The organism is Dactylosporangium sp. NPDC051485 (assembly GCF_040682015.1).
Taxonomy (GTDB): Bacteria; Actinomycetota; Actinomycetes; order Mycobacteriales; family Micromonosporaceae; genus Dactylosporangium.
Genome location: NZ_JBFAZW010000042.1, coordinates 50,822 through 75,643, shown reverse-complemented (window position 1 = coordinate 75,643; position 24,822 = coordinate 50,822). Strand labels below are relative to the sequence as shown.

Here is a 24,822-nt window from a genome sequence, read left to right as displayed (position 1 = left end):
GATGTCATCGCGACATCACTTCCGGCGCGGACTCGTCGCGCTGCTGGCCGTGATCGCGTTCGGCGGGATCGGCAGCCTCCCCGCCGCGGCCGAGCCGGGCGATCCCGGCAACGAGGGCGCGGACGTCAATCCGACCCTCGGCTCCGTCCTGGAGTCGACGACCCGGGCCTGGACCGACGCCAAGGCCAGGTTCGACGCCTCGGTCAAGCACCAGGGCGAGCTGACCGTGCAGCTACAGGCGACCGAGGCGCAGCTGGCGAGCTTGCAGGACCAGGTGTCGGCGATCGCCATCGCGGCCTACCAGACCGGGCCGCTGACCACGTTCGCCGCGCTGATGGACGCGGACAGCCCCGACAGCTTCGCCGAGCGGGCCGGCACCATCAACGAGCTGGCCCACCACAACGACAACCTGCTGCGCCAGCTGCGGAAGCTGCGGGAGGCCCAGGCCTCGCAGAAGAAGGCGCTCGACGACGAGGTTGCCTCGCAGCAGCAGCAGGTCGCCACCATGGAGCAGCAGAAGAAGGAGGCGGAGAAGGCGCTCGCGCTGGCCGGTGGGCCGAGCAAGGGCTTCGTCTCGGCCAACCTGCCGCTCGCCGACCCCGTGAAGCGCAACTCCGACGGCTCGCTGCCGAAGGAGTCGTGCAGCGTCAAGGACCCCACCACCTCCGGCTGCATCACCCCGCGCATGATCCACGCCATGCAGGAGGCGCAGAAGGACGGCTTCAAGCGGTTCGTGGCGTGCTTCCGCCCGAGCGGCCCGTACGAGCACCCCAAGGGCCGGGCGTGCGACTTCTCGGTCCAGACGAAATCCGGCTTCGGCGGCGTGGCCACCGGCGACGACTTCGTCTACGGCTCCAACCTCGCCGCCTACTTCGTGAAGAACGCCGATCGGCTCGGCGTCATGTACGTCATCTGGTTCAAACAGATCTGGACACCGGCGGCCGGCTGGCACCATTACAGCGGCGTGGCCGGCGACCCGTCGAGCGATCACACGAACCACGTGCATCTCTCCATCCTGTAAAGCCATCCTGGAGCCCCGCGAATCCTCACGTTCGTGCCGGGCCGGTCGATAGGGAGACCGTCGACCGGCCCGCCGTGCGAGGGGATCCGCAGTGAAGTACCGTCTCGTGACCCGCAGCGACTTCGACGGCCTGGTCTGCGCGGTCCTCCTGCGCCAGCTCGACCTGATCGGCGACATCACCTTCGTGCACCCGAAGGACGTCCAGGACGGCTCGGTCGACGTCGGCCCCACGGACATCCTCACCAACCTGCCGTACGCCGCGGGCGCCCACATGGTGTTCGACCACCACCACTCGGAGGCCCTGCGCACCGGCGGCCAGGCGACCAACCACGTCATCGACGCGCAGGCCCCGTCGGCGGCCCGCGTGATCTATGACCACTACGGCGGGGCCGAGCGCTTCCCCAACATCTCCGACGAGCTGATGGAGGCCGTCGACCGGGCCGACTCCGCGCAGTACGACATCAGCGAGATCCTGCAGCCGATCGGCTGGACCTTGCTGAACTTCCTCATGGACAGCCGCACCGGGCTGGGCCGCTTCCGCCAGTTCCGCATCTCCAACTACCAGCTGATGATGCAGCTCATCGACGCCTGCATCGACCACCAGGACGTCGAGGAGATCCTCGGCCTGCCCGACGTGGCCGAGCGGGCCGAGCTCTTCCGCGAGCAGCAGGACCTGTTCGTCGAGCAGCTGCGCCGGGACTCCCGGATGCACGGCGACGTGGTCGTGGTCGACCTGCGCGACGAGGACGTCATCTTCGCCGGCAACCGGTTCATGGTCTACGCGCTGTTCCCCGAGGCCCGGGTCTCGATCCACGTCATCTGGGGCAAGCAGAGGCTCAACACCGTGTTCGCCGTGGGCAAGTCGATCCTGGACCGCAGCTCGCCGACCGACATCGGGGCGGTCATGCTGCGCTACGGCGGCGGCGGCCACCTCGCCGCGGGCACCTGCCAGGTCCCGCACGAGGACTCGGAGCGGGTGCTGGGCGAGCTGATCGACAAGGTGGGCGCCCCGGTGAGCTCGGCCGCCGGTCGCGCCTGAGCGGGACCCTCAGAGGATCTCGGTGTCCCGCAGCAGCCGCCACAGGCCGGCGCCGTCGGGAGCGCCCAGCCAGCGCCGGTCGTTGGACGGGAAGCGCTTGGAGCTGCCGGCCACCCCCGGGAACGCGCCGGCCAGCACCGCCTGGGTCGGCGAGAGGTGCCGGATGGCCACGGCGGCGATGCTGTCCGGGTGCTCGGCGGCGAACTCGGCGTAGATCTCCGGGTCGTGCTGCCCGTCGTCGCCGACCAGCAGCCACCGGATGTCCGGGAACTCCTCCGCCAGCCGGGCCAGCGACGCCCGCTTGTGCGCGTGCCCGCTGCGGAAGAACCGGTCCGGCTGCGGCCCCCAGTCGGTCAGCAGCAGCGGCCCCGCCGGATACAGGTGCCGGGACAGGAACCGCGTCAGCGTCGCCCCCACGTTCCAGGCGCCGGTGGACAGGTAGAAGACCGGGGCGCCCGGGTTGGCGTTGACCAGCCGCTCGTACAGCACCGCCATCCCCGGCACGGAGGCCCGCGCGTGCTCGTCGAGCACGAACGTGTTCCAAGCGGCGAGCAGGGGCCGCGGCAGCGTGGTCACCATGACGGTGTCGTCGACGTCGGAGACGATGCCGAAGCGGGTGGTGGCCGGGTCGATGATCCGGATGGGCGCCTCGACCGGGGCGCTGTCCTCGCTCTGCAGTGTGACGGTGGCCCAGCCCGGGGCCAGGTCGGCCTCGACCACGACGTCGACGAAGCCACCGCGGTCGCAGCGCACCTCGCGGACGCGCCCGCCGGCCTCGATGCGGACCAGGGCGTTGCTCACCGACACCGCCGTGAAGGAGCGCCAGCCGCGCAGCTTCTTGAGCCGCTTCGGGGGCCTCGGGTCGATGCGGGCGAGCAGCACGCGGCCGAGCACTCGGACCCAGCCGGGGCGCCCGTCCGTGGCGGCGGCGCCGTAGCCGGTGTAGGCGGTGACCGCGACCTTCCAGCCACGCCGGCGCAGCCGCCGCTCGAGGACGCCGTGGATGGCGTCCTCGATGCGCGCCGCCCGGTGCAGCGGCACAGGCGCGCTGGTGGGCGCACTGGGGACCAAGGACACGGCCCAACCCTGTCACAGGCGGACGGAGACCGCACCCCGCTAACCTTCAACGCTGTGTGACGAGTACGCGACGCTGGCATGAAACCGTGAGCCCGAACCGGAAGAATTCTCCTAGCGTGAGTGCCATCAGGAACACGCCTGTATGAGCGCACGGGAGGTGCGAGATGGCTACCACATTCGAGGCCGTTCGGGCCGAGGCGCTGTTCGCCTCCGACCTGCAGTCGTCCCAGGCCCCGGCGGGCGGGCAGATCCGCGACGCGGTCGCGGCGACCCTGCGCCGCATCGGCATCCAGGGCTGCGCGGCGCGGGTCGCGGGCGAGTTCGGGGACCACCCGGAGACCGCCGTCGCCCGCATGGCGTGGGCGCTGGCCCTGGTCCGGGCCACATACCCGGCCGGCGGCCCCAGAATCCACCGGGCACTTCGCCGGCTGGCCGCTTGAGCACCAGGCCCGATGGAATCACCGGGTCCGATGGACATGAGCACGACGTGAGAGATTTTCACTGATTGCCCCGATCGTGCAACTTGTCCGCTCCACACTGGGTGCACTCGGACAACCCAGGAGGACAGCGTGGAGCAGCACAAACTCACGATCGACATGAGCGACGCCACGATCGAACAGCTGCGCGACCACCACTTCGCGCTCTTCGGCATGCACGCGATCGCCACCTCGGCGAGCGGCGCCCCGACGATCTGGCTCTCCGTGCACTACCTCGAGCGGCACCTCGAGGTGGCGTGGAGCGAGACGTACTCCATGTTCACCACCCGCCACGCCACGCAGGTGCCGAGCACGAAGGTCGTCGCCACCCACAACTACCCGGCGCCCCTCGGCAGCGTGCTGACGGTCGCGGGCAACGACGGGGCCGGCATCGTGACCCCGGGCGGGCCGGCGGGACACATGGAGATCGACAACGCCGGCCGGGTCGAGCTCGGCGCCGGGCTGTGCGCGCACGACACGCACGGGATGTACCAACCGGTGGGCATCTTCGACCTGGTCGACGTGGACCTCTTCCAGCCCGTCCCCAAGGTCGCGTTCTTCTTCTCGCCGATCCCGCACATGGCCGGCGAGATCGCCACCCGCTCGCTCGGCCCCGGGGTGCTGCTGGACTACCAAATGGCCCGCAACCGCTCGCTGGAGATCGAGTACGACCTGCACAACGGCTGGAGCACGCAGAACCGACCGTTCGCGCGCCCGATCGCGGCCAACGAGCCGCTCAACCCGCTGCTGCTGATCCGCTCCTCCGCCCTGCAGGCCCTGGCGATGCAGCGGCAGCGCACGACTAGCCGTTGAGGATCGACGACACCGAGTGCGCCTCGGTGATATCGGGTGGCTCCCAGCGCCCGGCCATGCGGTCGATCACCGCCGCCGGCACCCGCCGCTCGCGGGCCCGGTTGCGCCGATGGACGACCTCCGGCGGTGCCTCCACGCTCACCGCCTCGACCCGTGCGCCGTAGCTCGCGGCCAGCCCGACGCACCGCGAACGCAGCGCGCGGGTCGTGTTCGTCGCGTTCCACACATATGCCACCCCGGCCCGCAGATATTCGCGGGCCCGCGCGTACGCCGCCGCGATCACCGGGCCCTGGTCGCCGGTCGGCCGCACGCCGAGCTCGTCGCGCAGGTCATCCAGGCTGACCACGGGCACGCCGGCCCGGTTGGCCGCGACCCAGTGATCCTTGCCGGCACCCGGCAGCCCGGACAGCACGGTCACCGTGCACCGCGTGTCGTCGAACGCCGCATAATCGGGGTCCCGCCCGGGCGTCCGGAAATACGCGAACCGGGCATGATCGGAGGCGAAGCCGCGAGGCTTGTCGAGACAGCCAATTTCCCGGGTGTACTGCGTAAAGAGCGCGACTTCCTCCACCAGCCGCACATCCGCACGCCGCAGCGCCTCCGCGGTCGCCAGCAGCCCGAGGTCGTCGTTGCGCGCGAGCAGGCTGACCCGGAACGCGAGCCGATCGAGGTCGGGTCGCTCCAGCGCCCCGAACGGCAGCCACGCATATCGCACCAGCGCGGCCACGTGCTCCCGCCAGGCGATCGGCGCCCCGAGCCCCCACAGCGCCTTGCGCGCGGCGTGCTCACCGGCGTCGAGCAGCAGCGCGGCGGCGAACACCGGGGCCCGCTCGGCCTCGGGCCGCGCCCGCCACTCCTCGATCCCGCCCAGCGCCCCCGCCACCGACGGGTCGGCATCCGGCAGCACGGCCCGGACCTGCTCGGGCCGGATCGCCCACGCCGGGAGGGTCATATCCGAACTCGGTTGGCCACGATCGGCCGATCCTGCCAGTGACTGCCCGAGTCGAGGATCGCGGTGTGGAAGCTCGGACGAACCCACTTGTATCTCCCGAGCACCGTGTCGGCGTCCTCGAGCTTCAGGTACAGCCCCTCCATGTCTTCGGACATATCGGTCTCCCGCAGGACGCGGTCAGGGTCGGCGCCCCCGGCGCGCGCGGACTCCTGCAGCGTGTCCTTCCATCCATCGGTACGGCACGTCGAGGGGCCGACCAGCGCGGTGAGCCCCGCCAGGTCGGCGAACGCGCCCACCTTCAGCACGGGCACGGACGCGACGCCGAGGCCGTCGAGCAGCTCCCGGCGGCGCGGGGTGGACAGGAATGCGTCGGATTGGCGGTCGTACACGTCGAATTCGCAGAAGTGGTGGGGCAGCGCGTCGTAGAAGCAGGTGTGCTTGGCGTAGAGCCACTCGCCGTACAGGATAAATCGGTCCTTCAGCACGGACCGCAACACATGGCTCATCCCGGCCGCCCACGCCTTGAACGGCGCGAACTGCTTCTCCCGCGGCCCGCCGGTGAGATAGTGCCCGCGCGACTGCAGCAGGAGCGCCCCGTCGGGATCGAAGCTGATCGCGGCGTTGGCGCCGTCCAGCTTCTCCTCCACGACCAGCTCACGGCCCGCCAGCTCGGCGAACGGCACCTGCGCCAGGTCGTGGTCGCCCGGTTGCAGCCGCGAACCCTGCAAATGGGGCGTCCTGGGGTACTTGCGCAGCATCAGACCGTTGTACCGGAGTCGATTCCCCCGGCGACACGGGTTTTCTCGGGTGAGGGAAAGGGTGTTGCTGCTTCCGCGCGGCGGCGGGGCTCGCAAGCATCGTCATGACATTGTTTGGCCCGAATCACCTGCTCCGAGCGGCCTCTCGCCGCCAGGCAAGTTTGGGAGGGTTGTCTTGACGAACAGAACCGTGAAGGGGCTGGTCCTCTTCACCGCTGCGGCCACGCTCGCGGCCGTCGCGCCGGCCTCGAGCGCCCTGGCCGCGCCCGCCTCGCCGGGCGGTGACTTCGCCGGAGCGGCGTCGATCCCGTGGGGCCAGTGCGCGAGCCCCGGCCTGCAGCGCCGCGGCGCCGAGTGCGGCCTGCTCGACGTGCCGCTGGACTACAGCAAGCCCAACGGCAAGAAGATCCAGATCGCCGTCTCGCGGATCAAGCACAAGGTCGCCGACAAGGACTACCAGGGCGTCATGCTGGTCAACCCGGGCGGCCCCGGCGGCTCCGGCCTGACCCTGTCGGTCCTGGGCGAGTACGTGCCCAACGGCGCCGGCGACGCCTACGACTGGATCGGCTTCGACCCGCGCGGCGTCGGCTCCAGCGTGCCGGCCCTGCACTGCGACGACAGCTACTCCGACGGCCCGAAGCCGGAGTACATCCCGGTCAACTCGCAGCTCGAGAAGACCTGGCTGAACCGGTCCAAGGGCTACGCCCGGGCCTGCGGCAAGGCCGGCGGCGAGCTGCTCAACCACCTGACCACGGTCGACTCGGTCAACGACATGGAGTCGATCCGCAAGTCGCTGGGCGCGAAGCAGATCAACTACTACGGCTTCTCGTACGGCACGTACCTCGGCCAGGTCTACGGCACCCTGCACCCCGACAAGGTCCGCCGCATGGTGCTCGACGGCAACGTCGACGTGCGCGACGTGTGGTACAAGGCCAACCTCAACCAGGACCTGGCCTTCGAGCGCAACGAGAAGATCTGGTTCGGCTGGCTCGCCAAGTACGACAGCGTCTACCACCTCGGCACCACCGCGAAGCAGGTCGAGCAGCGCTTCTACGCCGAGCAGAACAAGCTGCGCACCGCGCCCGCGGGCGGGGTCGTCGGCGCCGACGAGTGGACCGACATCTTCCTCTACGCCGGCTACTACCAGTCGACGTGGCTGGAGCTGGCCGACGAGTTCGCCGGCTGGGCCAACGACCGCAACACCGACCTCATCCTGCAGGCCTACGAGGACTGGGTGGCCCCCGGCGACGACAACGGCTTCGCGGTCTACAACGCGGTGCAGTGCACCGACGTGCAGTGGCCGCAGAGCTGGAACCAGTGGAAGACCGACAACTGGCGGACGTTCCTGCAGGCGCCGTACATGACCTGGAGCAACGTCTGGTTCAACGCGCCGTGCCTCTACTGGCCGGGCAAGGTCCAGAAGCCGACCAAGATCGACGGCTCGAAGGTCAAGAGCGTGCTGTTCGTCGGCACCACCCTCGACGCGGCCACGCCGTTCGAGGGCAGCCTGCAGGCCCGCCGGCTCTTCCCGAACGGCAGCCTGCTGGCCGAGGTCGGGCAGACCACGCACGCGAACTCGCTCAACGGCAACGCCTGCATCGACGACACGATCGCGGACTACCTGGCGACCGGCAAGCTCCCGCAGCGCAAGGCGGGCGACAAGCCCGACAAGAACTGCGACGCCCTGCCGCAGCCGGACCCGACCGCGGCCGCGCTCTCGGCGAAGTCGCTGCGCGTGGACAGCGCCGTGCGCGAGCCGCTCTACCCGGTGCGCCACTGACCGGTACCACTTCCAGTACCGCTGCAAAAAGAAGGGGCGCGGCCGCGTTGGCCGCGCCCCTTCTCCTTCGCTACTGCTGCACGATGAACTCGACCCGCCGGTTCACCGCGTTGGCCGCCTCGTCGATGCCGGGCACCTTGGGCCGGCTGTCGCCGAAGCCCTTGGAGGTCAGCCGGTCGGGCGCGATGCCCAGCGAGACCAGCGTGTCCAGCACCGTCTTGGCCCGCGCCTCGCTCAGCGCCTGGTTGTGCGCGGGGGTGCCGGTGAGGTCGGTATGCCCCTCGATGCTGACCTTGATGTTCGGGTTCGACCTGAGGATCGAGGCCGCGTTCTGGACCACGGCCACGCCCTGCGCGGTCAGCGTGGCGCTGTCGTTCTCGAACTCGACGGTCGGCAGCGCGACCAGCTGGGTCTGCACCTGGGCCGGCGCGGCGGCCTGGCCGACGACGAGCTCGTCGCGCACCGTCGCGCCCTTGGCCGCCGCCTTCGCCGCCGCCTCGGCCTTGTCCTTGACCTCCTGCGACGCCACGGTGCCGGTCAGCGTGATCACGTGGTCGGTCAGGTCGATCACGCCGGCCTTGGTGTCCTTGCCCAGCGCGGCCATGACCGCGCCCAGCCCGGCCAGGTCGGTGTCGTCCGCGGCCCGCTTGGCGTCCACGGTGAGGGCGTCCTGCACGTTCCCGGCGCCGACGGCCTGCTCGGCCGCGCCGGCGAGCGCGGCCCGGTCGGCGTCGGCCGGCACCGTGCCGGTGAGCGTGACCTTGCCCCCGTCGACGAGCAGCTTGACCGAGAGCGGCCTCGGCGGGGCGGGCGGCTGCTCCACCTTCGGCGGGGCCTGCACCTCGACCACGCGCACCCCGTCGACGCCGAGGGTGACGTCGCGCGCCTTGTCCTTCTCGTCGGCCGAGCCGATCTTGACGGTGCCGTCCCGCCCGACGAACCGCACCTCGGCGTCGATACCCGCCTCGGCCAGCGCCACCTTGGTCCGGTCGGTCAGGTTGTCCTCGACGGCGTGCCGGTGCGGCACCTCGAAGGCGACGACCAGCGCGGCCAGCCCGACGACGGCCGCGCCGATCGGGATGAGGGGGTGCCGCGGGCGTACCTCCACGCGGCTACCGCTCGCGGTGACCGTCCGCGCCATCAGGCCCGCCCGGTGTCGCGGCCGGCGACCAGGCGCCGGGTGAGGTCGGCGAAGCCTTCCTCATCCCCGTCGGCGAGGTACCGGGCCTGGCGGGCCCACGTGACGATGCTCGGCGCGAACCGCAGCCCGGCCGCCTCGATGGCCGCCCGGAGCGTGTCGACGTCGGCCGCGGCCAGCTGCGCGTAGGTGCGGATGCCGGAGGCCATCAGCGCGCCGGACATCTTGGGCCCGATGCCCTCGATCCGCCGCAGATTGTCCGCCGGTACGTCCTCCGCCGCCCCGGCCTGCGCCGGCACCACCGCCACGGGCTCCGGCTCGGGCCGCACCTCGGCCTCGGCCTGAGCCTCCGGCTCAACGGCAACCGCCTCCGCCCCGACCGCAACCGCCTCGGCCTCGGCCTCCGGCGCCGGCTCGACAATCGGCTCCGGCTCGACCGCGACGGCCTCGGACTCGGGCTCGGGCTCGGGCTCGGGCTCGGGCTCGGGCTCGACCGCAACAGGCTCGGGCTCGACCGCAACAGGCTCGGGCTCGACAATCGGCTCTGACTCCGGCTGCACCTCGGCCTCGGGCTGAGGTTCCGGCTCAACGGCAACCGGCTCCGGCTCGATGACAACCGGCGCGATCTCCGCAACCGGCTCCGGCTCGACCGCGACGGGCTCCGGCTCGACGATCGGCTCCGGCTCGGTCGCGGATGCCTCGGGCTCGGGCTCGGGCTCGGGCTCGGGCTCGGGCTCGGGCTCGGGCTCGGGCTCGGGCTCGGGCTCGGGCTCGACGATCGGCTCCACGGCAACCGGCGCGGGGGCGTCCTTCGGCTTGGGCTCGCGACCGGCGATCAGCCAGTCGGTGAGCTCCAGGAAGCCGGCCTCGTCCCCGTCGGCCAACAGCCGGGCCTGCTGCGACCACGTGCCGATGCTCGGCGCGAAGCGCAGGCTGGCGTTCTCCAGAGCGGTCTCCACGGCGCCCCGGTCGGCGTCGGCCAACTGCGCGAACGTGGTGATCCCGGCCGCCCGCAGCGCCGCCGCGATCTTCGGCCCGATGCCCTCGATCCGCTCAAGATCGTCGGGTGCCGGCTCGGCCGCGAGGGGCTCCTCCTGGAACGCGGACTCGACGTCCGCGATGAGCTCGGCGTCGACCTCCTCCGACGCGGGCTCCGCCTCGATGACGGCGACCGGCGCCTCCTCGGGCTCCTCGGCCGGCTCGACGTGCACCGGCTCGGCCTCCAGCTCCTCGATCGCCTCGGCCTCGACCACCGGCTCAACCTCGGCCACCGGCTCAGCCCGAGCAACCGACTCAGCCTCAGCGACGGGCGCGACGAGCGGCTCAGCAACAGGCTCGGCCAGCGATTCAGCAACGGCCTCGACGACGGGCGAAACGACAGGCTCAGCCGGCGACTCGGCAACGGGCTCGGCGACGGGCGAAGCGACAGGCTCGGCGACGGGCTCGACGACCGGCGCGGGCGTCGACTTCGCGGTGACCGGGGCGGCGGGCGCCTCGGATCGGGTAGTGGTGGACTGGACAGGGAGCGAGGAGGTGGGCTCGGTGACGCTTTCGGACGACCGGACCCGGCGCAGGCGCAGGCCCCACCACAGGTAGCCGACCAGCAGACCGAGCAGGAACGCGAGCAGAATCAACAGTAGTGACTGGCCGGTGTACCAGACCACGACAGGCCTCCGGGGGGAAGTGACCTACGCGAGGGCAAGCGCGTGAAGATGCGGGCAGCCTTCCACACCTGGTTGCGCGGCAACAGGCCCGGCCGGTGCCGTCCGACCGGCGGTTCGGGCCAATTCGGGGACCCATGGAAGACGTTTGCGCAGATCGGAGGCGGTCGAGGCGCTCCCGGCCGGTGCCGGGCGTCCGATGGGCCGAGAGAAAATCGAAACGGACGGGTGCTGAACCTCACCACAACTGGAGGCGACAGAGCAATGGGAAAGACGACTCGGGTGCTCGCCGTGGCCGCGGTGGCGGCCGCCGCCGGCGGTCTCGCGTGGGCGCTGCGCGACCTTCCGGCCCAGCTGGGGGCGGTGCCGTCCGGGGCGCGGGCGGAGCGGATGCGCCGGTCCCGGCAGTACGCGGAGGGGAAGTTCCGCAACACCGTGCCGGCCGAAGTCCTGCCGCCGCACGCGGTGCGGGACACCTTCGTCGAGCTGCTCACCGGCGAGCAGCGCCGCAAACCGCTCGGGCCGATCCCGGTCACCCGCCCCGACCTGGGCGGCCGGCTGGACCCGGACGGGCTGCACGTGACCTGGCTGGGGCACTCGACCGCGCTGGTGGAGATCGAGGGCGTGCGGGTGCTGTTCGACCCGGTGTGGAGCGAGCGCTGCTCGCCGACGTCGTTCGTGGGGCCGAAGCGGATGCACCCGATGCCGCTGCCGATCGAGGAGCTGCCCCGCATCGACGCCGTCGTCATCTCCCACGACCACTACGACCACCTGGACCTGCCCTCGATCCTGGCCCTGCGCCGCACCCAGCAGGCGCCGTTCCTGGTCCCGCTCGGGGTGGGCGCGCACCTGGAACGCTGGGGCGTGCCGGCCGACCGGCTCATCGAGCTGGACTGGGACGAGTCGGCGACGGTGCGGGGCGTGACGCTCACCGCGACCGCGGCCCGGCACTTCTCCGGCCGCCGCTTCTCCCGCGACGGCACGCTGTGGGCGTCGTGGGTGGTCAAGGGTGAGCGCCGGAGCCTGTTCTACACCGGCGACTCCGGCTACTTCGACGGGTACAAGGAGATCGGCGAGCAGCACGGCCCGTTCGACGCCTCGCTCATCCAGGTCGGGGCCTACAACGACGCGTGGCCGGACATCCACATGAAGCCCGAGGACGGCGCCAGCGCCCACCTCGACGTGCAGGCGCGGGTGCTCATCCCGCTGCACTGGTGCACGTTCAACCTGGCGCTGCACGCGTGGTCGGAGCCGGTCGAGCGGCTGCTGGAGGAGTCGAAGGCGCGCGACATCCAGCTCGTGGTCCCGCGCCCCGGTGACAGGGTTGATATCGACGCGTTTCCGGAAGTTGAACCGTGGTGGCGCCCTATTGCGTGAGTGTTGCCACATCGGCGTTTGAGCAGGTCAGGGTACGTGTGCAGGCACACATGCCAGGACCCGACAAACGACTGGTCGCTGTAACACACCCGGCGTACTGTATCGATACAGAAGGGTTCTGAACCGATGCAGTAGCGAAGGGAGGATGATCCGAACCATGGCGGCCACACTGCAAACCATCGCCGACGAGCTGGGCGTGTCCCGGAGCACCGTCTCCAACGCCTACAGCCGTCCGGATCAGCTCTCCCCCGACCTGCGCGCCCGAATCTTCGAGGCGGCCGAGCGGCTGGGCTACTCGGGTCCCAACCCGACAGCCCGGTCGCTGCGCCGGGGCAAGGTCAACGCGATCGGCGTGCTGCTCACCGACGACCTGTCGATGGCGTTCACCGACCCCTATGCGGTGGCCTACCTGCGCGGCCTGGCCGAGGCGGCCTCGGCCCGGGAGACCTCGCTGCTGCTGATCAACCTGCCCAAGGACACGGAGGCCGGCCGGCGGGTGGTCAGCAACGCCGCGGTCGACGCGTTCTGCCTCTACTGCGTGCCCGACTGGCACGGCGCGCTGGAGCTCATCCGCGCCCGCGGGGTGCCGATCGTGATCGGCGAGGACCCGAACGCGTTCGGCCCCGACGCCGGCTACGTCGGCATCGACGAGCGCTCGGCCGCCCGCCGGCTCGGCGAGCACATCGCCGACCTAGGCCACACCGACGTCGCCATCGTCGCGCACTGGATCGTGCACGGCGGGGTGACCGGCCCGGTCGACGCCGACCCGGACGCGCTGCGCTACTACGTCACCGGCGAGCGGGTGCGCGGCTTCCGCGACGCCTTCGTGGAAGCCGGGCTGCCGTGGGAGCGGGTGCTGCTCATCAACGCGGCGGCCAACGACCGCGAGGAGGGCGCCGCCGCGGCGGCCCACGCCCTGGACCGGCTCGGCCGGGCCACGGCGATCCTCACCACTTCCGACGTCCTCGCGCTCGGCGTGCTCGACGCGCTGCGGGTGCGGGGCCTGCGTCCCGGCCGGGACGTGTCGGTCACCGGATTCGACGACATCCCGGAGGCCGAGCCGACCGGGCTGACCACGATCCGCCAGCCCAGCGTCGAGCGTGGGCGGCTCGCGGGCGAGATCCTGCTCGACCCGCCCGAGGACCCGGCGCGGCGTCGCCTGACGCTGCCCGTATCGCTGGTGGTCAGGGCGACCACCGGCCCGAATCCAGCCAAGGAGAAGTCATGACCCCAGTCGCACTGATCGTGTCGCTCGAGGCAGTCCGCATCGAGGCCAACTCGGCCATGCCGAACGCCCCCGTGGTCGACGACGGCCGTGGCCGCGGCGAGTCGGCCGCGATGACCAAGGTGCGCGGCTTCGCGGCCCGCACGCTGCGCCAGGTCGCCGACCGAGTCGAGCCCACGCCAGCGCTCACCTATGGGTAACACCCCGCGGTAAGCGTGCAAGAAAGCAGTCGAGGGAGGCAGGCCACCGCCTGCCTCCCTCGCTGTGTTGCGCTTCCCTCTGAGGGTCTTGCTACCGGACCTCGGCGGCCTCGTACGACTCGATGCGCGCCGTGTTGGCGCGGGCACCGAGGCCGATGGCGTCGTAGTCCTGCCGGTTGATGCTGCGCAGGGCCAGGGCCCAGATGATGCCGATGACCGCAACCACGCCGTACGCCGTCGGGAACGCCCACACCGCGGCGTTCTCGGTGCCGGGTTGGAAGCCGAGCAGGCCGCCGAAGTTGTCGATGACCAGCCAGCAGACGTAGCCGAGGGCGATCGTGGCCAGGATCGGGGCGATGAGCCGCGACCAGGGGCCCTCGCCGCGCGCGTCGCGGGCGAAGTAGAGGATCACCGCGACCGAGGTGGTGAGGACGAGGAACAGCACGCCCACGCCGCCGGAGGTGCCCAGCCAGAAGAACAGGTTGAGCATCGGGTCCCAGCCCTTAACGATGAACAGCACCAGCACGAGCAGCGCGATCACGGTCTGGAACACCGAGCCCGACATGGGCGCGCCCGAGCGGGCCCGGGTCCGGCCGAAGAACGACGGGAGCACCCGCTCGCGGCCCAGCGCGAAGGCGTACCGCGCGGTCGTGTTGTGGTAGCTCACGGCCGCGGCCGCGATGCTCGTGGTGAGCAGGATCAGGCCCAGGTCGGCGGCCCAGCTGCCGCCCTTCTCGGCCAGGGTCGGGAAGAACGGGCCGCCGGTCTCCGCCTGCGCCTGGGCCGCCGGCACGACCTTGTCCACGCCGATGCTGACCGCGGCGGCCCAGCTGGTGACGGCGTAGGACACGACCATCACGGCGAGGCCGAGGAACGTGGCGGTGGCCACCGTGCGGCTCTTGCCGCGGGCCTCCTCGGCGAAGACCGGGGCGGCCTCGAAGCCGACGAACGCGGTGAGCGCCACGGCGAACGCCGGGCCGGCCGCGTCCTTGAGCGAGTCGAAGGTCCACGGCTGGAAGGTCACCGAGGTGTCCGGGTGGCTGAAGAAGATGACGTCGAAGATCGTCACCACGATGAGCTCGGCCCCGAGCAGTACCATCAGGACCTTGCTGTTGACGTCGACCCGCAGCACGCCGAGGATCGCGACGATCAGCCACAGCACGAGCGAGCAGACCCACCACTGCACGTCGAGGTGGGCCTTGTCCGCCAGGATCAGCGAGGCGTAGAAGCCGAACGCGCCGTAGAGGCCGATCTGCAGCAGGTTGTAGGCCAGCAGCGCGACCAGGGCGCCGGCCACGCCGAACGGCTTGCCGATGCCCTGCGAGATGTACGAGTAGAAGGCGCCGGCGTTGGTGATGTGCCGGGACATCGCGACGTAGCCGAAGCTGAACACGGCCAGGATGACGGCGATGATCACGAAGGCGAGCGGGAAGCCGGTCGTGCCGACCCAGCCCCAGGCCGACGAGACCAGCGCGCCGACGACCATCAGTGGGGCAGCCGCGGTGAGGGCGAACATGATGACGGATGGCACGCCCAGCCGGTCGCGGGCTAATGCCTGAGATACCACGCTCGGTCGCGCAGGCGACGTTGCGGACATCGGTCCTCCAGGAAATTATTGAGGGGAAGGGGAAGAGGGAAGTCCGAACCGCGCCGTCACCCGCGCTGCGACATCACCGCGTCGCCGACCGCGGCCTCGACCTGCAGGATCAGGTCGCGCAGCGGCGGCGGCAGGGTGCCGATCGCCTGTTGAAGTCTTCTGGCAAGAGCCGGGTCGCGCTCCCACAGGACGTGACCGGTCAGCCCGGTCGCCTCCGCGAGGCCCGCGAGGGTCGTGTCCGCAACCCGCATCGGCTCGACGCCGGTGAGCAGCCGGCGCAGGCGCACCACGCGTCCCGCCGGCAGATTCATGTCGGTCGCCAGCCAGCGGGTCTCGCTGCGCAGCAGGCGCCGCACCTGGGTCTGTTCGACCAGCCCGACGCGCGCCAGGCGCTGCCCCACCGACTCCACCGCCGTGCGGCCCAGGAACAGCAGCCACGTGCGCACCTCGCGGTGCTGCGTCTCGGCGACCATCGTGGCCAGGTTGGTGTGGGCCAGGGGATCGGACGGGGGGTCCCGGTTGATCACCCGCAGGCGCGGGCCCTCCACCAGGATCCGCTGCTCCAGCACCAGCTCCCCGAGCATCGCGCCGGCCAGCCCGAGCTCCACGGCGCGCGCCGAAAGCCGGGATTTGCCGTCCCGGTCATCGTGCGCGATCAGGAAGAAGTCATCGGCCAACAGCATCGGCCCGCACCCCTAATCGACCGGTCTGCGATCGATCGCGCACCGCCACCGCTCTCTCGTCTCCGCGTCCGGGCCCCCACGGCCGGACGCTCCCGAGTTCCCCGTTGCCCGGGAGCCACCAAACTGAAGTTCGGGCCCGAAAGATCGAGCGACCCAACGCGAAAGCATGCACTGCGTGTTGGTCGATCCGCAACTGCCAAAGTGCAAATTCGTGTTAACGCAGCTCAGCGAATGTTGCATAGGCGGGAGTCGCGCCGAACCGGCACTACCGAGAGTGATGTCAGACGTTTGCGGATCTGCCCACGGTAAGTAACAGTTTGCCCCGGTGCAAAAGGTCTTTGACGATCGCGGATCGGAGAGCGTTTTCCCGGCATTCCCGGAGGAGCTGGGCGTTCCACCCACACGAATCGGCGGGCGGTGATCCCACCGCCCGCCGAGTTGATCAGGAAATCTTCAGTGGTACGAGCATCGCAGTGACGCTGTGCTATCGAGCATTTCGCCCGCGCTAGCCACGGTCAGTAGCCGCCGCCCGAGCCGCCTCGGATGCCTCGTCGACCGCCTCGAGAAGCTCGTCCAGGGCATAGCCGCCGTCGTGGCGCAGCCCGTTGAGGAAGAAGGTCGGGGTGCCGCCGACGCCGCTGCGCACGCCGCCGACCAGGTCGCGGCGGACCCGGTCGAGGTAGAGGTGGGCGCCGACCTCGTCGCCGATCTCGGTGGAGGGCAGCCCGAGCCGCTCGACGCCGACCATGAGCTGGCGCGGGTTGATGCCGCGCTGGTTGTCGAACAGCCAGTCGTGCATCGGCCAGAAGGCGTCGCGCACGGCGGCCGCCTCGGCGACCTCGGCCGCGAGGTCGGCGTAGGGGTGCACGTTGGTCAGGGGGAAGTGCCGGTACGTGAACCGGATGGTCTCCCGGCGCAGCCGCAGCAGGTCCTGCAGGATGGGGTGGGCCATGGCGCAGTACGGGCACTGGAAGTCGGCGTACTCGACGAGGGAGACGGGGGCGTCCGGCGGGCCGATCGTGTGGTCGTCAGCGCCCACCGGCACCGCCAGCCGGGGGGTCGTCACCTGAAAGGGCGTGGTGGTCATACTTCAACGGTTCGCCGCGCGACGCCCGGCCACGTCACCCGGGCCGGTCTAGAGCGGCCCGGTCTATAGAGGCGTGGCCTGCGCCACGAGCAGCGCGCCGCCCGCGCAGGCGGTCTCGCGGTTGGGATCGGGCACGCCCACCGCCTTGGCCTGCTGGCCGTCGCGCAGCTGGGCCGCCGCGGGGCCGATGAGCGTCCAGGTGACCTTGTCGGTGACAAGCTCCACGCAGGAGCCGCTCACCCGCACCCGGCCCTGCACCGTGACCTGCTGAAACGCGTCGACGGGGGGCACCGCCCCGGTGGTCTTGGGCAGCCCGGGCGGGAGGCTGATGGTCGGCTCGTCGCTGGGCGCGGCCCGCTTGGCACTCGGCGAGGCCGCGGAGGAATAGGGGGCGACACTCGAGGATGTCGCCGGCTCCGCGTTTCGTCCGGATTTCTCCGGCTTTGCCGCACAACCCGCCAGAACGGCACCGGACAGGACCAGAACGGCCGGGAGGAGGCCCAGGGGCGCTTGCATACCCATTGGACCTCCTCCCGCCGTCGCTGGTTCCCTGCCGGACCACGAAGGGTCAGGCCATGACGAGGACCTTCATGGACGTGCCGTTCTCGAACAGGGCGAGCATCTTCACGCCGTTGTTGGGGACCTTGACGCCGTAGTAGGTGTTCGTCGCCGGATCCTCACGGTAGTAGCTCTTGCTGTCGTCGAACAGCGGGTTGCCCCACTGGCCGCCGAGGTTGCTAGGCGTGGCGTTCGGCCCGGAGTGCAGGGTGAACGCGTCCGTGCGCTGCATCGAGAAGGGCGCGTCGAAGCCCTGGATGCGCGGCCGCCACGGGGTCCCGTCGGCCTTGAGGACCAGGTCCGGGTGCGAGTCGACCGGCAGGATCAGGCCCGCGCCGTGGTGCTGGCTGGTGTTGTTGTCCGAGTACGAGGTGTCCCAGTACGTGACCAGCAGGCCGGTCTGGTACGGGAAGTGCTCGGCGTACTGCGGCTTGTCCGGGAACCCGAAGTTGTACGGACCGGTCTTCATGTACTTGTCGTACGACTCGTAGGTGCGGTGCGAGGCGATGTAGTAGTTGTCGTACTCCGTCACCAGCTGGTTGCCGACGGCGGTGAAGCCCACCGCCGTCCAGCCGTTCGCACCGGACTCCGCCCCGTCGGCGAACACCGTGGTGCCGCCGTTGGTGATGGCGATGTCGTCGACGAAGAAGCCCTTGCCGCCGGCGGCCGGGTCGGTGAAGTACCGGAAGCGCAGCCCGACCGTCTTGCCCGCGTAGGCGGACAGGTCGAACGTGGCCGGGACCCACCCACCGCTGGTGCCGTCGATGCCGTTGCCCTCGGCCGGCTTGGTGATCGAGCCGGGAATCGCCTTGAAGCCGGAGCCGTCATTGACCTCGACGTACGCGTAGTCACAGGCGTCCGGCCCGCAGTCCTCGATGTCCCAGTTGGCCGTGAACGACAGCGTCGTGGTGCCCGCCGGGATCGAGACGTCGCGGGTCAGCGAGTTGTCCAGGTTGTTGCCGGCGCCGCTCCACCACGACTTGCCGCCTTCCGGAGGGGTCGGTAGCGGCGTGGAGACCTTCTTCTTCGGCAGGACGACGACGACCGCCTGGTCCTTCTTGCTGTTGTACTCGTGCGGCCCGAGGTCCACGAGCGTGGTCTGGCCCGGGTTGACCGTCTTGTAGTCCAGCCAGCCCAGCTGCAGTTTGTCCCACGCGCCGAGGTCGGCGGCACGGGCCGCGATGCCGTTGTCGCCGGGTAGGCTGACCCGGCTCTGGGCCATGATGGTCCACCAGTTCACCGGGTTCTCGGCGTTGCCGCTGACGCCCGTGGTGTCGTAGTGGTCCGGCAGGCCGAGGTCGTGGCCGTACTCGTGGGCGAACACGCTCAGGCCGCCGTTCTCGGGCTGGATCGTGTAGTCGCGCACCCACAGGCCCGTGGTCCCGATCTGGGTCCCGCCGAGCTTGTTGAAGTCCGGCCCGCTGGTGAAGTTCTGGAACGCCGCCCAGCGGTGGCTCCAGATCGCGTCCTCGCCCTGGATCAGGTCACCGTCGGCCTGGTCGCCGCCGGCGTGGACGATCTGGAAGTGGTCGATGTAGCCGTCCGGCTCGTTGAAGTTGCCGTCGCCGTCGTAGTCGAAGCGGTCCCACTGGTCGTACGAGGCGAGGGTGGCCTTGATCTCGGCGTCGGTCTTGCCCTGGGCGTGCTGCCCGTCGACCCACGCGTTGATCGCGTCCTGGATCAGGTTCCAGGTGTTGCTGCAGACGTTGCTGGCGCACGGGTAGCCGTTGCTGCGGCCGTACCGGGCCTCGTTGTACGGCACCTTCACCCAGTCGGTGACCATGCCGTCGACGCTGTACCGGCCGGAGGACTGCTTCTCGTAGTACGTCTTGAGCGACTCCGCGCCGTTGCCGGTGGCGAAGTACATGTTCTCGAAGTACTGCTTGCTGAAGTCCTGCTTCCAGATCGTCGAGTTGTCCTTGGCGCGGTCCGGCGCCGGGATCTGGTTGTGCAACGGGCCGTCGAACCGGGCCGGGCCGGGGATCGCCGGGGCGGTGTCCTGGTCCGGGTAGTTCGGGTGCCGCTGGTCGCCGAACTCGGCCAGCACGACGAAGATCTTGTCCGTCTTCTCGCGGCCGAGCTCGACGTACTTGTCGACTTTGCCCTTGCCCTTATCGCCGTTACCGATCTTGACGACCGTGCTCGCTCCGCGCTTCTCCGGGGTGGCCTGACCGTTCAGGACCTGGGAGAGGGCGACCTCACGAGCATCGCGCCGCTTGTCCTCCAACGGGTTGGGCAACTCGTCGGACGGCGACGCGGCGTCGACGGATGGTGCTTGCCGGGCGGGCGCGGCATGCGCCGCACCGCCCGCGACAAGCACCCCCATCCCCGACGCAAGCGTGAGACTCAGCAGTCCCACGGTCAACTTACGCACAGGTACCTCCCTGGTGGGGCGTGTCAGCACCGAGGCACCGCGTCGATGCCTCGATGCACCTGACGCGAGAGACTAAGTGCTCTTCGTATCGCCCAAAGATCAACAGTGAGGTATGCGCATACTTGCAAGGGTCATATCGAGGGTCACCCCTCGCGGACCCTGCGTCAGGCCGGGCGCAGCAGCGGGATCGCGACCCGGAAGGTGGCGCCCTCGCCCGGGGCGGTCCTCAGGGCCACGGTGCCGCCGTGGGCCTCCACCAGCGCGGCCACGATCGACAGGCCCAGGCCGGAGCCGCCCAGCGCCCGGGTGCGGCTCGGGTCGGTGCGGTAGAAGCGCTCGAAGACGCGGGCCGCGTCCTCCTCGGTCATGCCCGGCCCGTTGTCGGCGACCTCCAGGATCGCGTTGCCGTGCTCCGTGCCGACGTACACGGTGACCTCGGTGCCGGCCGGGGTGTGGTGCAGCGCGTTGGAGAGCAGGTTCTGCAGCACCTGGCGCAGGCGGGTGTCGTCGCCGAGGACCACCGGGGCCTCGACGTCCTCGTCGTCGTCGGTCGTCGCCGTGCGCAGGCGCAGGCGGTGGTCGTTGGCGGTGACCCTCGCGTCGACCAGGGCGTCGGTGGCCAGGGTCAGCAGGTCGACCGGCTTGTGCTCCAAGGGGCGGTGCTGGTCCATGCGGGCCAGCAGCAGCAGGTCGTCGACCAGCAGGCCCATGCGCGTGGCGTGGTGCTCGATCCGGGCGATGTTCTCGTCGGCCGGGCCGGCGTGACGGTGCAGTTCCGCGAAGCCGCGGATCGAGGTCAGCGGGGTACGCAGCTCGTGCGAGGCGTCGGCGACGAAGCGGCGCATGCGTTCCTCGGAGGCGCGGGCCGCCGCCTCCGACGCGCGGCGCTCGTCGAACGCGGTCTCGATCTGCCCGAGCATGGTGTTGAGGGCCGTGGAGAGGCCGCCGACCTCGGTGCGGGGGTCGGCCTCGGGCACGCGGCGGCTCAGGTCCCCGGCGGCGATCGCCTCGGCCGTCTGCTCCACCTCGACCAGCGGCCGGAGACTGGACCGGACCAGGAGGTAGGCGGCCGCGGCCAGCACCACCAGCACGAAGCCGCCGATGATGACGCTCGTCCACGCCTGGCGGGCGACGGTCGCGTCGGCCTCGTCGAGGCTGATGGCGACGACCAGTTCCGTGGGGCCGGCGCGGTTGCCCGGCTGGTGCATCGGGCGCTGGACGTAGAGGACACGCCACTGGTGACCCTTGCCGCCGACGGGGTCGACGGTCTCGTAGGCGCCGTAAGTGTCCTGGTCGAGCCGGGTCAGGCCGTCGACGTGCAACGTTGACAGGTCCGGGGGGCTCTGCTCGGTGGAGACCCGGGTGAAGGTGATCTCGTACACCGCGCCATCGGCACCCACGCAGGCCACGTAGTAGCCGCTGCCCAGCTTCGGGGCGCCGCCCGCGCCGGGACGGCTGGACGGCGGGCAGCCCGCCACCGCTGCCGGGACGCTGCCCAGGAGCTGGGAGTCGAGGCGGTTGAGCAGGAAGTCGCGGGTGCTGTAGACGCCCGCCGTCGCCGTCGTGATCAGGGCCGCCGCGAGCAGGACCAGCATGAGCACGACGAGCTTGACGCGCAGCGGCCACGACTTCATGTCCGTGGCAACCGCAGCGAGTAGCCCACGCCGCGCAGGGTCTGCAGGAGACGCGGTTCGGTGGTGTCGACCTTCTTGCGCAGGTACGACACGTAGGACTCCACGACGCCGGCGTCGCCACCGAAGTCGTACTGCCACACGTGATCGAGGATCTGCGCCTTGGAGAGCACGCGGCCGGGGTTCGTCATGAAGTACCGCAGCAGCTTGAACTCGGTCGGCGACAGCTGGACCTCGCGGCCGGCCTTGAACACCTCGTGCGTGTCCTCGTCCAGCTCGATGTCGGCGAAGGTCAGCCGCGAGGTCTGGGCCGACGCGCCCCCGGCCGGGTCGGCGACGCGGCGCAGCACGGCCTGGATGCGGGCCAGGATCTCGGAGAGGCTGAAGGGCTTGGTGACGTAGTCGTCGCCGCCCAGCGTCAGCCCCTTGATCTTGTCCTCGGTGGCGTCGCGGGCGGTGAGGAACAGCACCGGCACGCGGGTGCCCTCGCCGCGCAGCTTGCGCAGCACCTCGAAGCCGTCGAGCTCGGGCATCATGACATCGAGCAGAATCATGTCGGGCCGGAAGCGCCGGGCCTCCTCCATCGCCTGGCGGCCGCTGGTGGCGCTGGCGACGTCGTAGCCGTGGTACTTGAGGCTCGCGGAGAGCAGTTCGACGATGTCCGGCTCGTCGTCGACCACCAGCAGCCGCGTCATGATTCGCTCCAAATGCCGTCAGAGTTCTCTTGTCTTCTAGAGACTGCCGCCGGTTCCTGACGCCCGGGTGCGGTTTCCCTGGAAACCAGCTGTGAACCGGCTGCGCCCGCCCGCGCGGCCGGTTCACCCGAAAAACCACCCGGCGGCTACTCCGGCAACCGGCCCGCGGGCGGAATGTCGGACGGCTCGGGCGCCTCGGCCGGGCGCAGCCACTGCCACAGCAGGAACAGCAGCCCCAGCGCGAGCATGCCGAGCCCGATCCAGAGGTTGATGCGCAGGCCGGCGGCCTTGTCGATCGCCGCCTGCGAGTCGAAGATCCCGAGGATCGTGACGATCACGCCGTACACCGTGAACAAGCCGCCGATCACCCGGCGCACGTCGAAGAGGCGCGCCGCCCGGGCGGTGCCGGCCTTCTGCTCATCGCTCATGGTGATACACCCCAATGCACTACAGGATCGGCAGGTAGAACAGCACGGCGAGGACGAGCACGACCGAGCCGAGCAGCACCGGCGAGCGGTACCAGGCGGTGTCCCCGGCGATCGCGTCGGCCATCAGGTCGTGCCGGCCCACGCCGAACACCAGGCCGTCGAGCTCCTCGTCCGGCTTGCGGCGGGTCAGCGGCGTGACGATCACCGCGACGATCGCGACCGTGACGAAGGCGATGCCGGCGCCCCAGAAGGACTCGTCGAGGTCGGAGCCGAAGGTGAACCAGCCGAACCACTTGTAGCCGGCGTAGGTGATGAACGCGGCGAGCGTGCCGAGCAGCAGGCTCCAGAAGCCGGCCCAGGCCGTCATCCGCTTCCAGAACATGCCAATGATGAAGGCGCCGAACAGCGGCGCGTTGAACAGCGAGAACAGCGCCTGGATGTAGTCCATGATGTTGCTGAACCCGCTGGCGATGAACGCGGTGCCGATGCCGATGAACACGCCGACGACGGTGATGAGCCGCCCGATGCGCAGGTAGTAGCCGTCCGGCTTGTCCTTGGTGACGTACTCCTGCCAGATGTCGTACGTGAACACCGTGTTGAACCCGGACACGTTGGCCGCCATGCCGGCCATGAACGACGCCAGGAGCCCGGTGACGGCGATGCCGAGCACGCCGTTGGGCAGGAAGTCGCGCATCAGCAGCGGGATGGCGTTGTTGTACTGCAGGTCGCCCTTGTCCGCCCCGAGCCCCTTCACGGTCACCAGGGCGACCAGGCCGGGGATCACGGTGACGAACGGGATCAGCAGCTTCGGGTAGGCGGCGATGATCGGCGTGCGCCGCGCCGCGCTCATGTTGCGGGCCGACAGGCCGCGCTGGACCTCGGCGAAGTTGGTCGTCCAGTAGCCGAAGGACAGCACGAACCCGAGGCCGAAGACGATGCCCCACCAGGCCGCGCCCAGCGGGTTGTCGCTGGTGGCGGTGTTGGCCCAGGTGTGCAGGCCGGCGTCGCCGAGCTTGGTCTGGTCGCGCACGGCCTGGAACAGCCCGTGAAAGCCGCCGAGCTTGTGCAGCCCGATGATCGCGATCGGCAGGAGGCCCGCGATGATCACGAAGAACTGCAGCACCTCGTTGTAGATCGCGCTGGAGAGGCCGCCCAGCGTGATGTAGGCGAGCACGATGGCGGCGCCGACCACGATCGCGATCCACTGCGGCCAGCCGAGCAGGGCCTGCATGATCAGCGCGAGGGCGTAGAGGTTGACGCCCGCGATGAGGACCTGGGCCGTCGCGAAGGACAGCGCGTTGAGCAGGTGCGCGGGGCGGTTGAAGCGCCGGCGCATGAACTCCGGGACGCTGCGCACCTTGGACCCGTAGTAGAACGGCATCATCACGATGCCGAGGAACACCATCGCCGGCACGGCGCCGACCCAGTAGTAGTGGACCGTCATGATGCCGTACTTGGCGCCGTTCGCGGCCATGCCCAGGATCTCCAGGGCCCCGAGATTGGCGGAGATGAACGCGAGGCCGGTCACCCACGCCGGCAGCGAGCGGCCGGACAGGAAGAAGTCCACGCTGTTGCGGATCGAGCGACGGGCGGCGAGGCCCACCCCCAGGACGGTGCTGAAATAGAGCGCCAGCAGGACGTAGTCCAACGCGTCCATCTGCAGGCGCAGCCCTTCGGCGAGAGTCTGCACCCGTTCCTCCCCCTGAGCCGGTACGAGCGGAGCCTCACGGCACCTACCCAGCACAGGGTCGGGATCAAACCATCGTGGTCAACCTAGGTGCGTCGCCAGGATCGTCACCAGATCGGCGGCGGCGTACGGCTTGTCGAGGAAGGCATCGCAGCCGGCCGCCATCGCCGCGGCCCGCTCGTGCGGCAGCACGCTCGCGGTCAGGGCGATCACGGTGGGCCGGGCCGGCGCCTCGGCGAGCTCGGCGGCCAGCTCCAGCCCGTTGCCGTCCGGCAGGTTGACGTCGAGCAATACGACGTCGACCCGCTCGGCGGCCAGCGCGCCCCGGGCGTCGGCCAGCGAACCGGCCTCCAGCAGGTCCAGGCCCCGCACGGCCGGTGGCTCGGCCCGCGAGATGATCGCTCGCACCAGCACGCGGTTGAGCTCCTCGTCCTCGACGAGCAGCACTCGACTCATATCGTCCCCTCCCCATCGCTTCGCACGTTCACGCGGTCCCCTTCGCTTCGCTCCGGACCGCTCATGCCGCCGCCTCCGCTTCGCTCCGACGCCAGCACGAGCCAAAACT

Annotated in this window: 23 protein-coding genes; 8 read left to right on the top strand and 15 right to left on the bottom strand. The window is 70.3% G+C overall.

Annotated elements, in window-relative coordinates; genetic code table 11:
* Window position 1: 1 nt before the first annotated feature.
* Window positions 2-1,021, top strand: a complete 1,020-nt coding sequence (locus AB0M46_RS24025) for a hypothetical protein (protein ID WP_363339197.1) — start codon at window positions 2-4, stop codon at window positions 1,019-1,021.
* Between the two features lie 91 nt (window positions 1,022-1,112).
* Window positions 1,113-2,060 carry an exopolyphosphatase gene (locus AB0M46_RS24020; protein ID WP_363339196.1) on the top strand — a complete coding sequence of 316 codons (948 nt, stop codon included), beginning with the start codon at window positions 1,113-1,115 and terminating at the stop codon, window positions 2,058-2,060.
* Between the two features lie 9 nt (window positions 2,061-2,069).
* Here the strand turns inward: AB0M46_RS24020 and AB0M46_RS24015 are convergent, their stop codons facing one another.
* On the bottom strand, window positions 2,070-3,137 hold the full coding sequence (locus AB0M46_RS24015) for a phosphatase domain-containing protein (RefSeq protein ID WP_363339195.1): 1,068 nt from the start codon (window positions 3,135-3,137) through the stop codon (window positions 2,070-2,072).
* A 164-nt stretch (window positions 3,138-3,301) separates the two neighbouring features.
* Between AB0M46_RS24015 and AB0M46_RS24010 the strand changes: the two genes are divergently transcribed.
* Window positions 3,302-3,577 (top strand): hypothetical protein, encoded by a 276-nt coding sequence (locus AB0M46_RS24010; protein WP_363339194.1) that lies wholly within the window; start codon window positions 3,302-3,304, stop codon window positions 3,575-3,577.
* A gap of 129 nt (window positions 3,578-3,706) precedes the next feature.
* Complete coding sequence (locus AB0M46_RS24005; protein ID WP_363339193.1) at window positions 3,707-4,426, top strand: hypothetical protein; 720 nt, start codon at window positions 3,707-3,709, stop codon at window positions 4,424-4,426.
* Here AB0M46_RS24005 and AB0M46_RS24000 read toward each other — a convergent pair.
* Together AB0M46_RS24000 and AB0M46_RS23995 are read right to left on the bottom strand one after the other, a co-directional pair.
* Window positions 4,416-5,378: an AAA family ATPase gene (locus AB0M46_RS24000; RefSeq protein ID WP_363339192.1), complete on the bottom strand. Its 963-nt coding sequence runs from the start codon at window positions 5,376-5,378 to the stop codon at window positions 4,416-4,418. The genes AB0M46_RS24005 and AB0M46_RS24000 overlap by 11 nt on opposite strands.
* Window positions 5,375-6,136: an RNA ligase family protein gene (locus tag AB0M46_RS23995; protein ID WP_363339191.1), complete on the bottom strand. Its 762-nt coding sequence runs from the start codon at window positions 6,134-6,136 to the stop codon at window positions 5,375-5,377. Before AB0M46_RS23995 ends, AB0M46_RS24000 begins: the two co-directional genes overlap by 4 nt.
* 175 nt (window positions 6,137-6,311) lie before the next feature.
* Between AB0M46_RS23995 and AB0M46_RS23990 the strand changes: the two genes are divergently transcribed.
* On the top strand, window positions 6,312-7,916 hold the full coding sequence (locus AB0M46_RS23990) for an alpha/beta hydrolase (protein ID WP_363339190.1): 1,605 nt from the start codon (window positions 6,312-6,314) through the stop codon (window positions 7,914-7,916).
* Between the two features lie 70 nt (window positions 7,917-7,986).
* Here the strand turns inward: AB0M46_RS23990 and AB0M46_RS23985 are convergent, their stop codons facing one another.
* The gene (locus tag AB0M46_RS23985; RefSeq protein WP_363339189.1) at window positions 7,987-9,024 is read right to left on the bottom strand and encodes an OmpA family protein; all 1,038 of its coding nucleotides are present in this window, start codon (window positions 9,022-9,024) and stop codon (window positions 7,987-7,989) included.
* 32 nt (window positions 9,025-9,056) lie between these two features.
* Complete coding sequence (locus AB0M46_RS23980) at window positions 9,057-10,718, bottom strand: helix-hairpin-helix domain-containing protein (protein ID WP_363339188.1); 1,662 nt, start codon at window positions 10,716-10,718, stop codon at window positions 9,057-9,059.
* Window positions 10,719-10,979: 261 nt separating this feature from the next.
* Here AB0M46_RS23980 and AB0M46_RS23975 point away from each other — a divergent pair, with 261 nt between their 5' ends.
* From AB0M46_RS23975 to AB0M46_RS23965, 3 genes are all read left to right on the top strand, one after another.
* A complete protein-coding gene (locus AB0M46_RS23975) occupies window positions 10,980-12,092 on the top strand; it encodes an MBL fold metallo-hydrolase (protein WP_363339187.1) in 1,113 nt (370 codons plus the stop codon).
* Between the two features lie 157 nt (window positions 12,093-12,249).
* Window positions 12,250-13,320, top strand: coding sequence for a LacI family DNA-binding transcriptional regulator (locus AB0M46_RS23970; RefSeq protein WP_363339186.1), 1,071 nt, complete (start codon window positions 12,250-12,252; stop codon window positions 13,318-13,320).
* Window positions 13,317-13,517 (top strand): hypothetical protein, encoded by a 201-nt coding sequence (locus AB0M46_RS23965; protein WP_363339185.1) that lies wholly within the window; start codon window positions 13,317-13,319, stop codon window positions 13,515-13,517. The genes AB0M46_RS23970 and AB0M46_RS23965 overlap by 4 nt, the downstream gene beginning before the upstream one ends.
* Window positions 13,518-13,608: 91 nt before the next feature.
* Here AB0M46_RS23965 and AB0M46_RS23960 read toward each other — a convergent pair whose 3' ends face one another.
* From AB0M46_RS23960 to AB0M46_RS23915, 10 genes are all read right to left on the bottom strand, one after another.
* Window positions 13,609-15,048 carry an APC family permease gene (locus AB0M46_RS23960; RefSeq protein ID WP_363339184.1) on the bottom strand — a complete coding sequence of 480 codons (1,440 nt, stop codon included), beginning with the start codon at window positions 15,046-15,048 and terminating at the stop codon, window positions 13,609-13,611.
* 122 nt (window positions 15,049-15,170) lie between these two features.
* Window positions 15,171-15,797, bottom strand: a complete 627-nt coding sequence (locus AB0M46_RS23955) for a GPP34 family phosphoprotein (RefSeq protein WP_363339183.1) — start codon at window positions 15,795-15,797, stop codon at window positions 15,171-15,173.
* A gap of 505 nt (window positions 15,798-16,302) precedes the next feature.
* Window positions 16,303-16,884, bottom strand: a complete 582-nt coding sequence (locus AB0M46_RS23950; protein ID WP_363339182.1) for a thioredoxin domain-containing protein — start codon at window positions 16,882-16,884, stop codon at window positions 16,303-16,305.
* Window positions 16,885-16,947: 63 nt separating this feature from the next.
* A complete protein-coding gene (locus tag AB0M46_RS23945; RefSeq protein ID WP_363339181.1) occupies window positions 16,948-17,406 on the bottom strand; it encodes a hypothetical protein in 459 nt (152 codons plus the stop codon).
* A 46-nt stretch (window positions 17,407-17,452) separates the two neighbouring features.
* Entirely contained in the window at window positions 17,453-19,816 is a 2,364-nt protein-coding gene (locus AB0M46_RS23940; RefSeq protein WP_363339180.1) for an immune inhibitor A domain-containing protein, read from the bottom strand.
* Window positions 19,817-19,980: 164 nt separating this feature from the next.
* Window positions 19,981-21,450 carry a HAMP domain-containing sensor histidine kinase gene (locus AB0M46_RS23935; RefSeq protein WP_363339179.1) on the bottom strand — a complete coding sequence of 490 codons (1,470 nt, stop codon included), beginning with the start codon at window positions 21,448-21,450 and terminating at the stop codon, window positions 19,981-19,983.
* A complete protein-coding gene (locus AB0M46_RS23930) occupies window positions 21,447-22,142 on the bottom strand; it encodes a response regulator transcription factor (RefSeq protein WP_363339178.1) in 696 nt (231 codons plus the stop codon). The genes AB0M46_RS23935 and AB0M46_RS23930 overlap by 4 nt, the downstream gene beginning before the upstream one ends.
* A 146-nt stretch (window positions 22,143-22,288) precedes the next feature.
* Window positions 22,289-22,570 (bottom strand): hypothetical protein, encoded by a 282-nt coding sequence (locus tag AB0M46_RS23925; RefSeq protein WP_363339177.1) that lies wholly within the window; start codon window positions 22,568-22,570, stop codon window positions 22,289-22,291.
* 19 nt (window positions 22,571-22,589) lie between these two features.
* A complete protein-coding gene (locus AB0M46_RS23920; RefSeq protein WP_363339208.1) occupies window positions 22,590-24,227 on the bottom strand; it encodes a sodium:solute symporter family protein in 1,638 nt (545 codons plus the stop codon).
* Between the two features lie 111 nt (window positions 24,228-24,338).
* Window positions 24,339-24,713, bottom strand: coding sequence for a response regulator (locus AB0M46_RS23915; RefSeq protein ID WP_363339176.1), 375 nt, complete (start codon window positions 24,711-24,713; stop codon window positions 24,339-24,341).
* Window positions 24,714-24,822 lie beyond the last annotated feature (109 nt).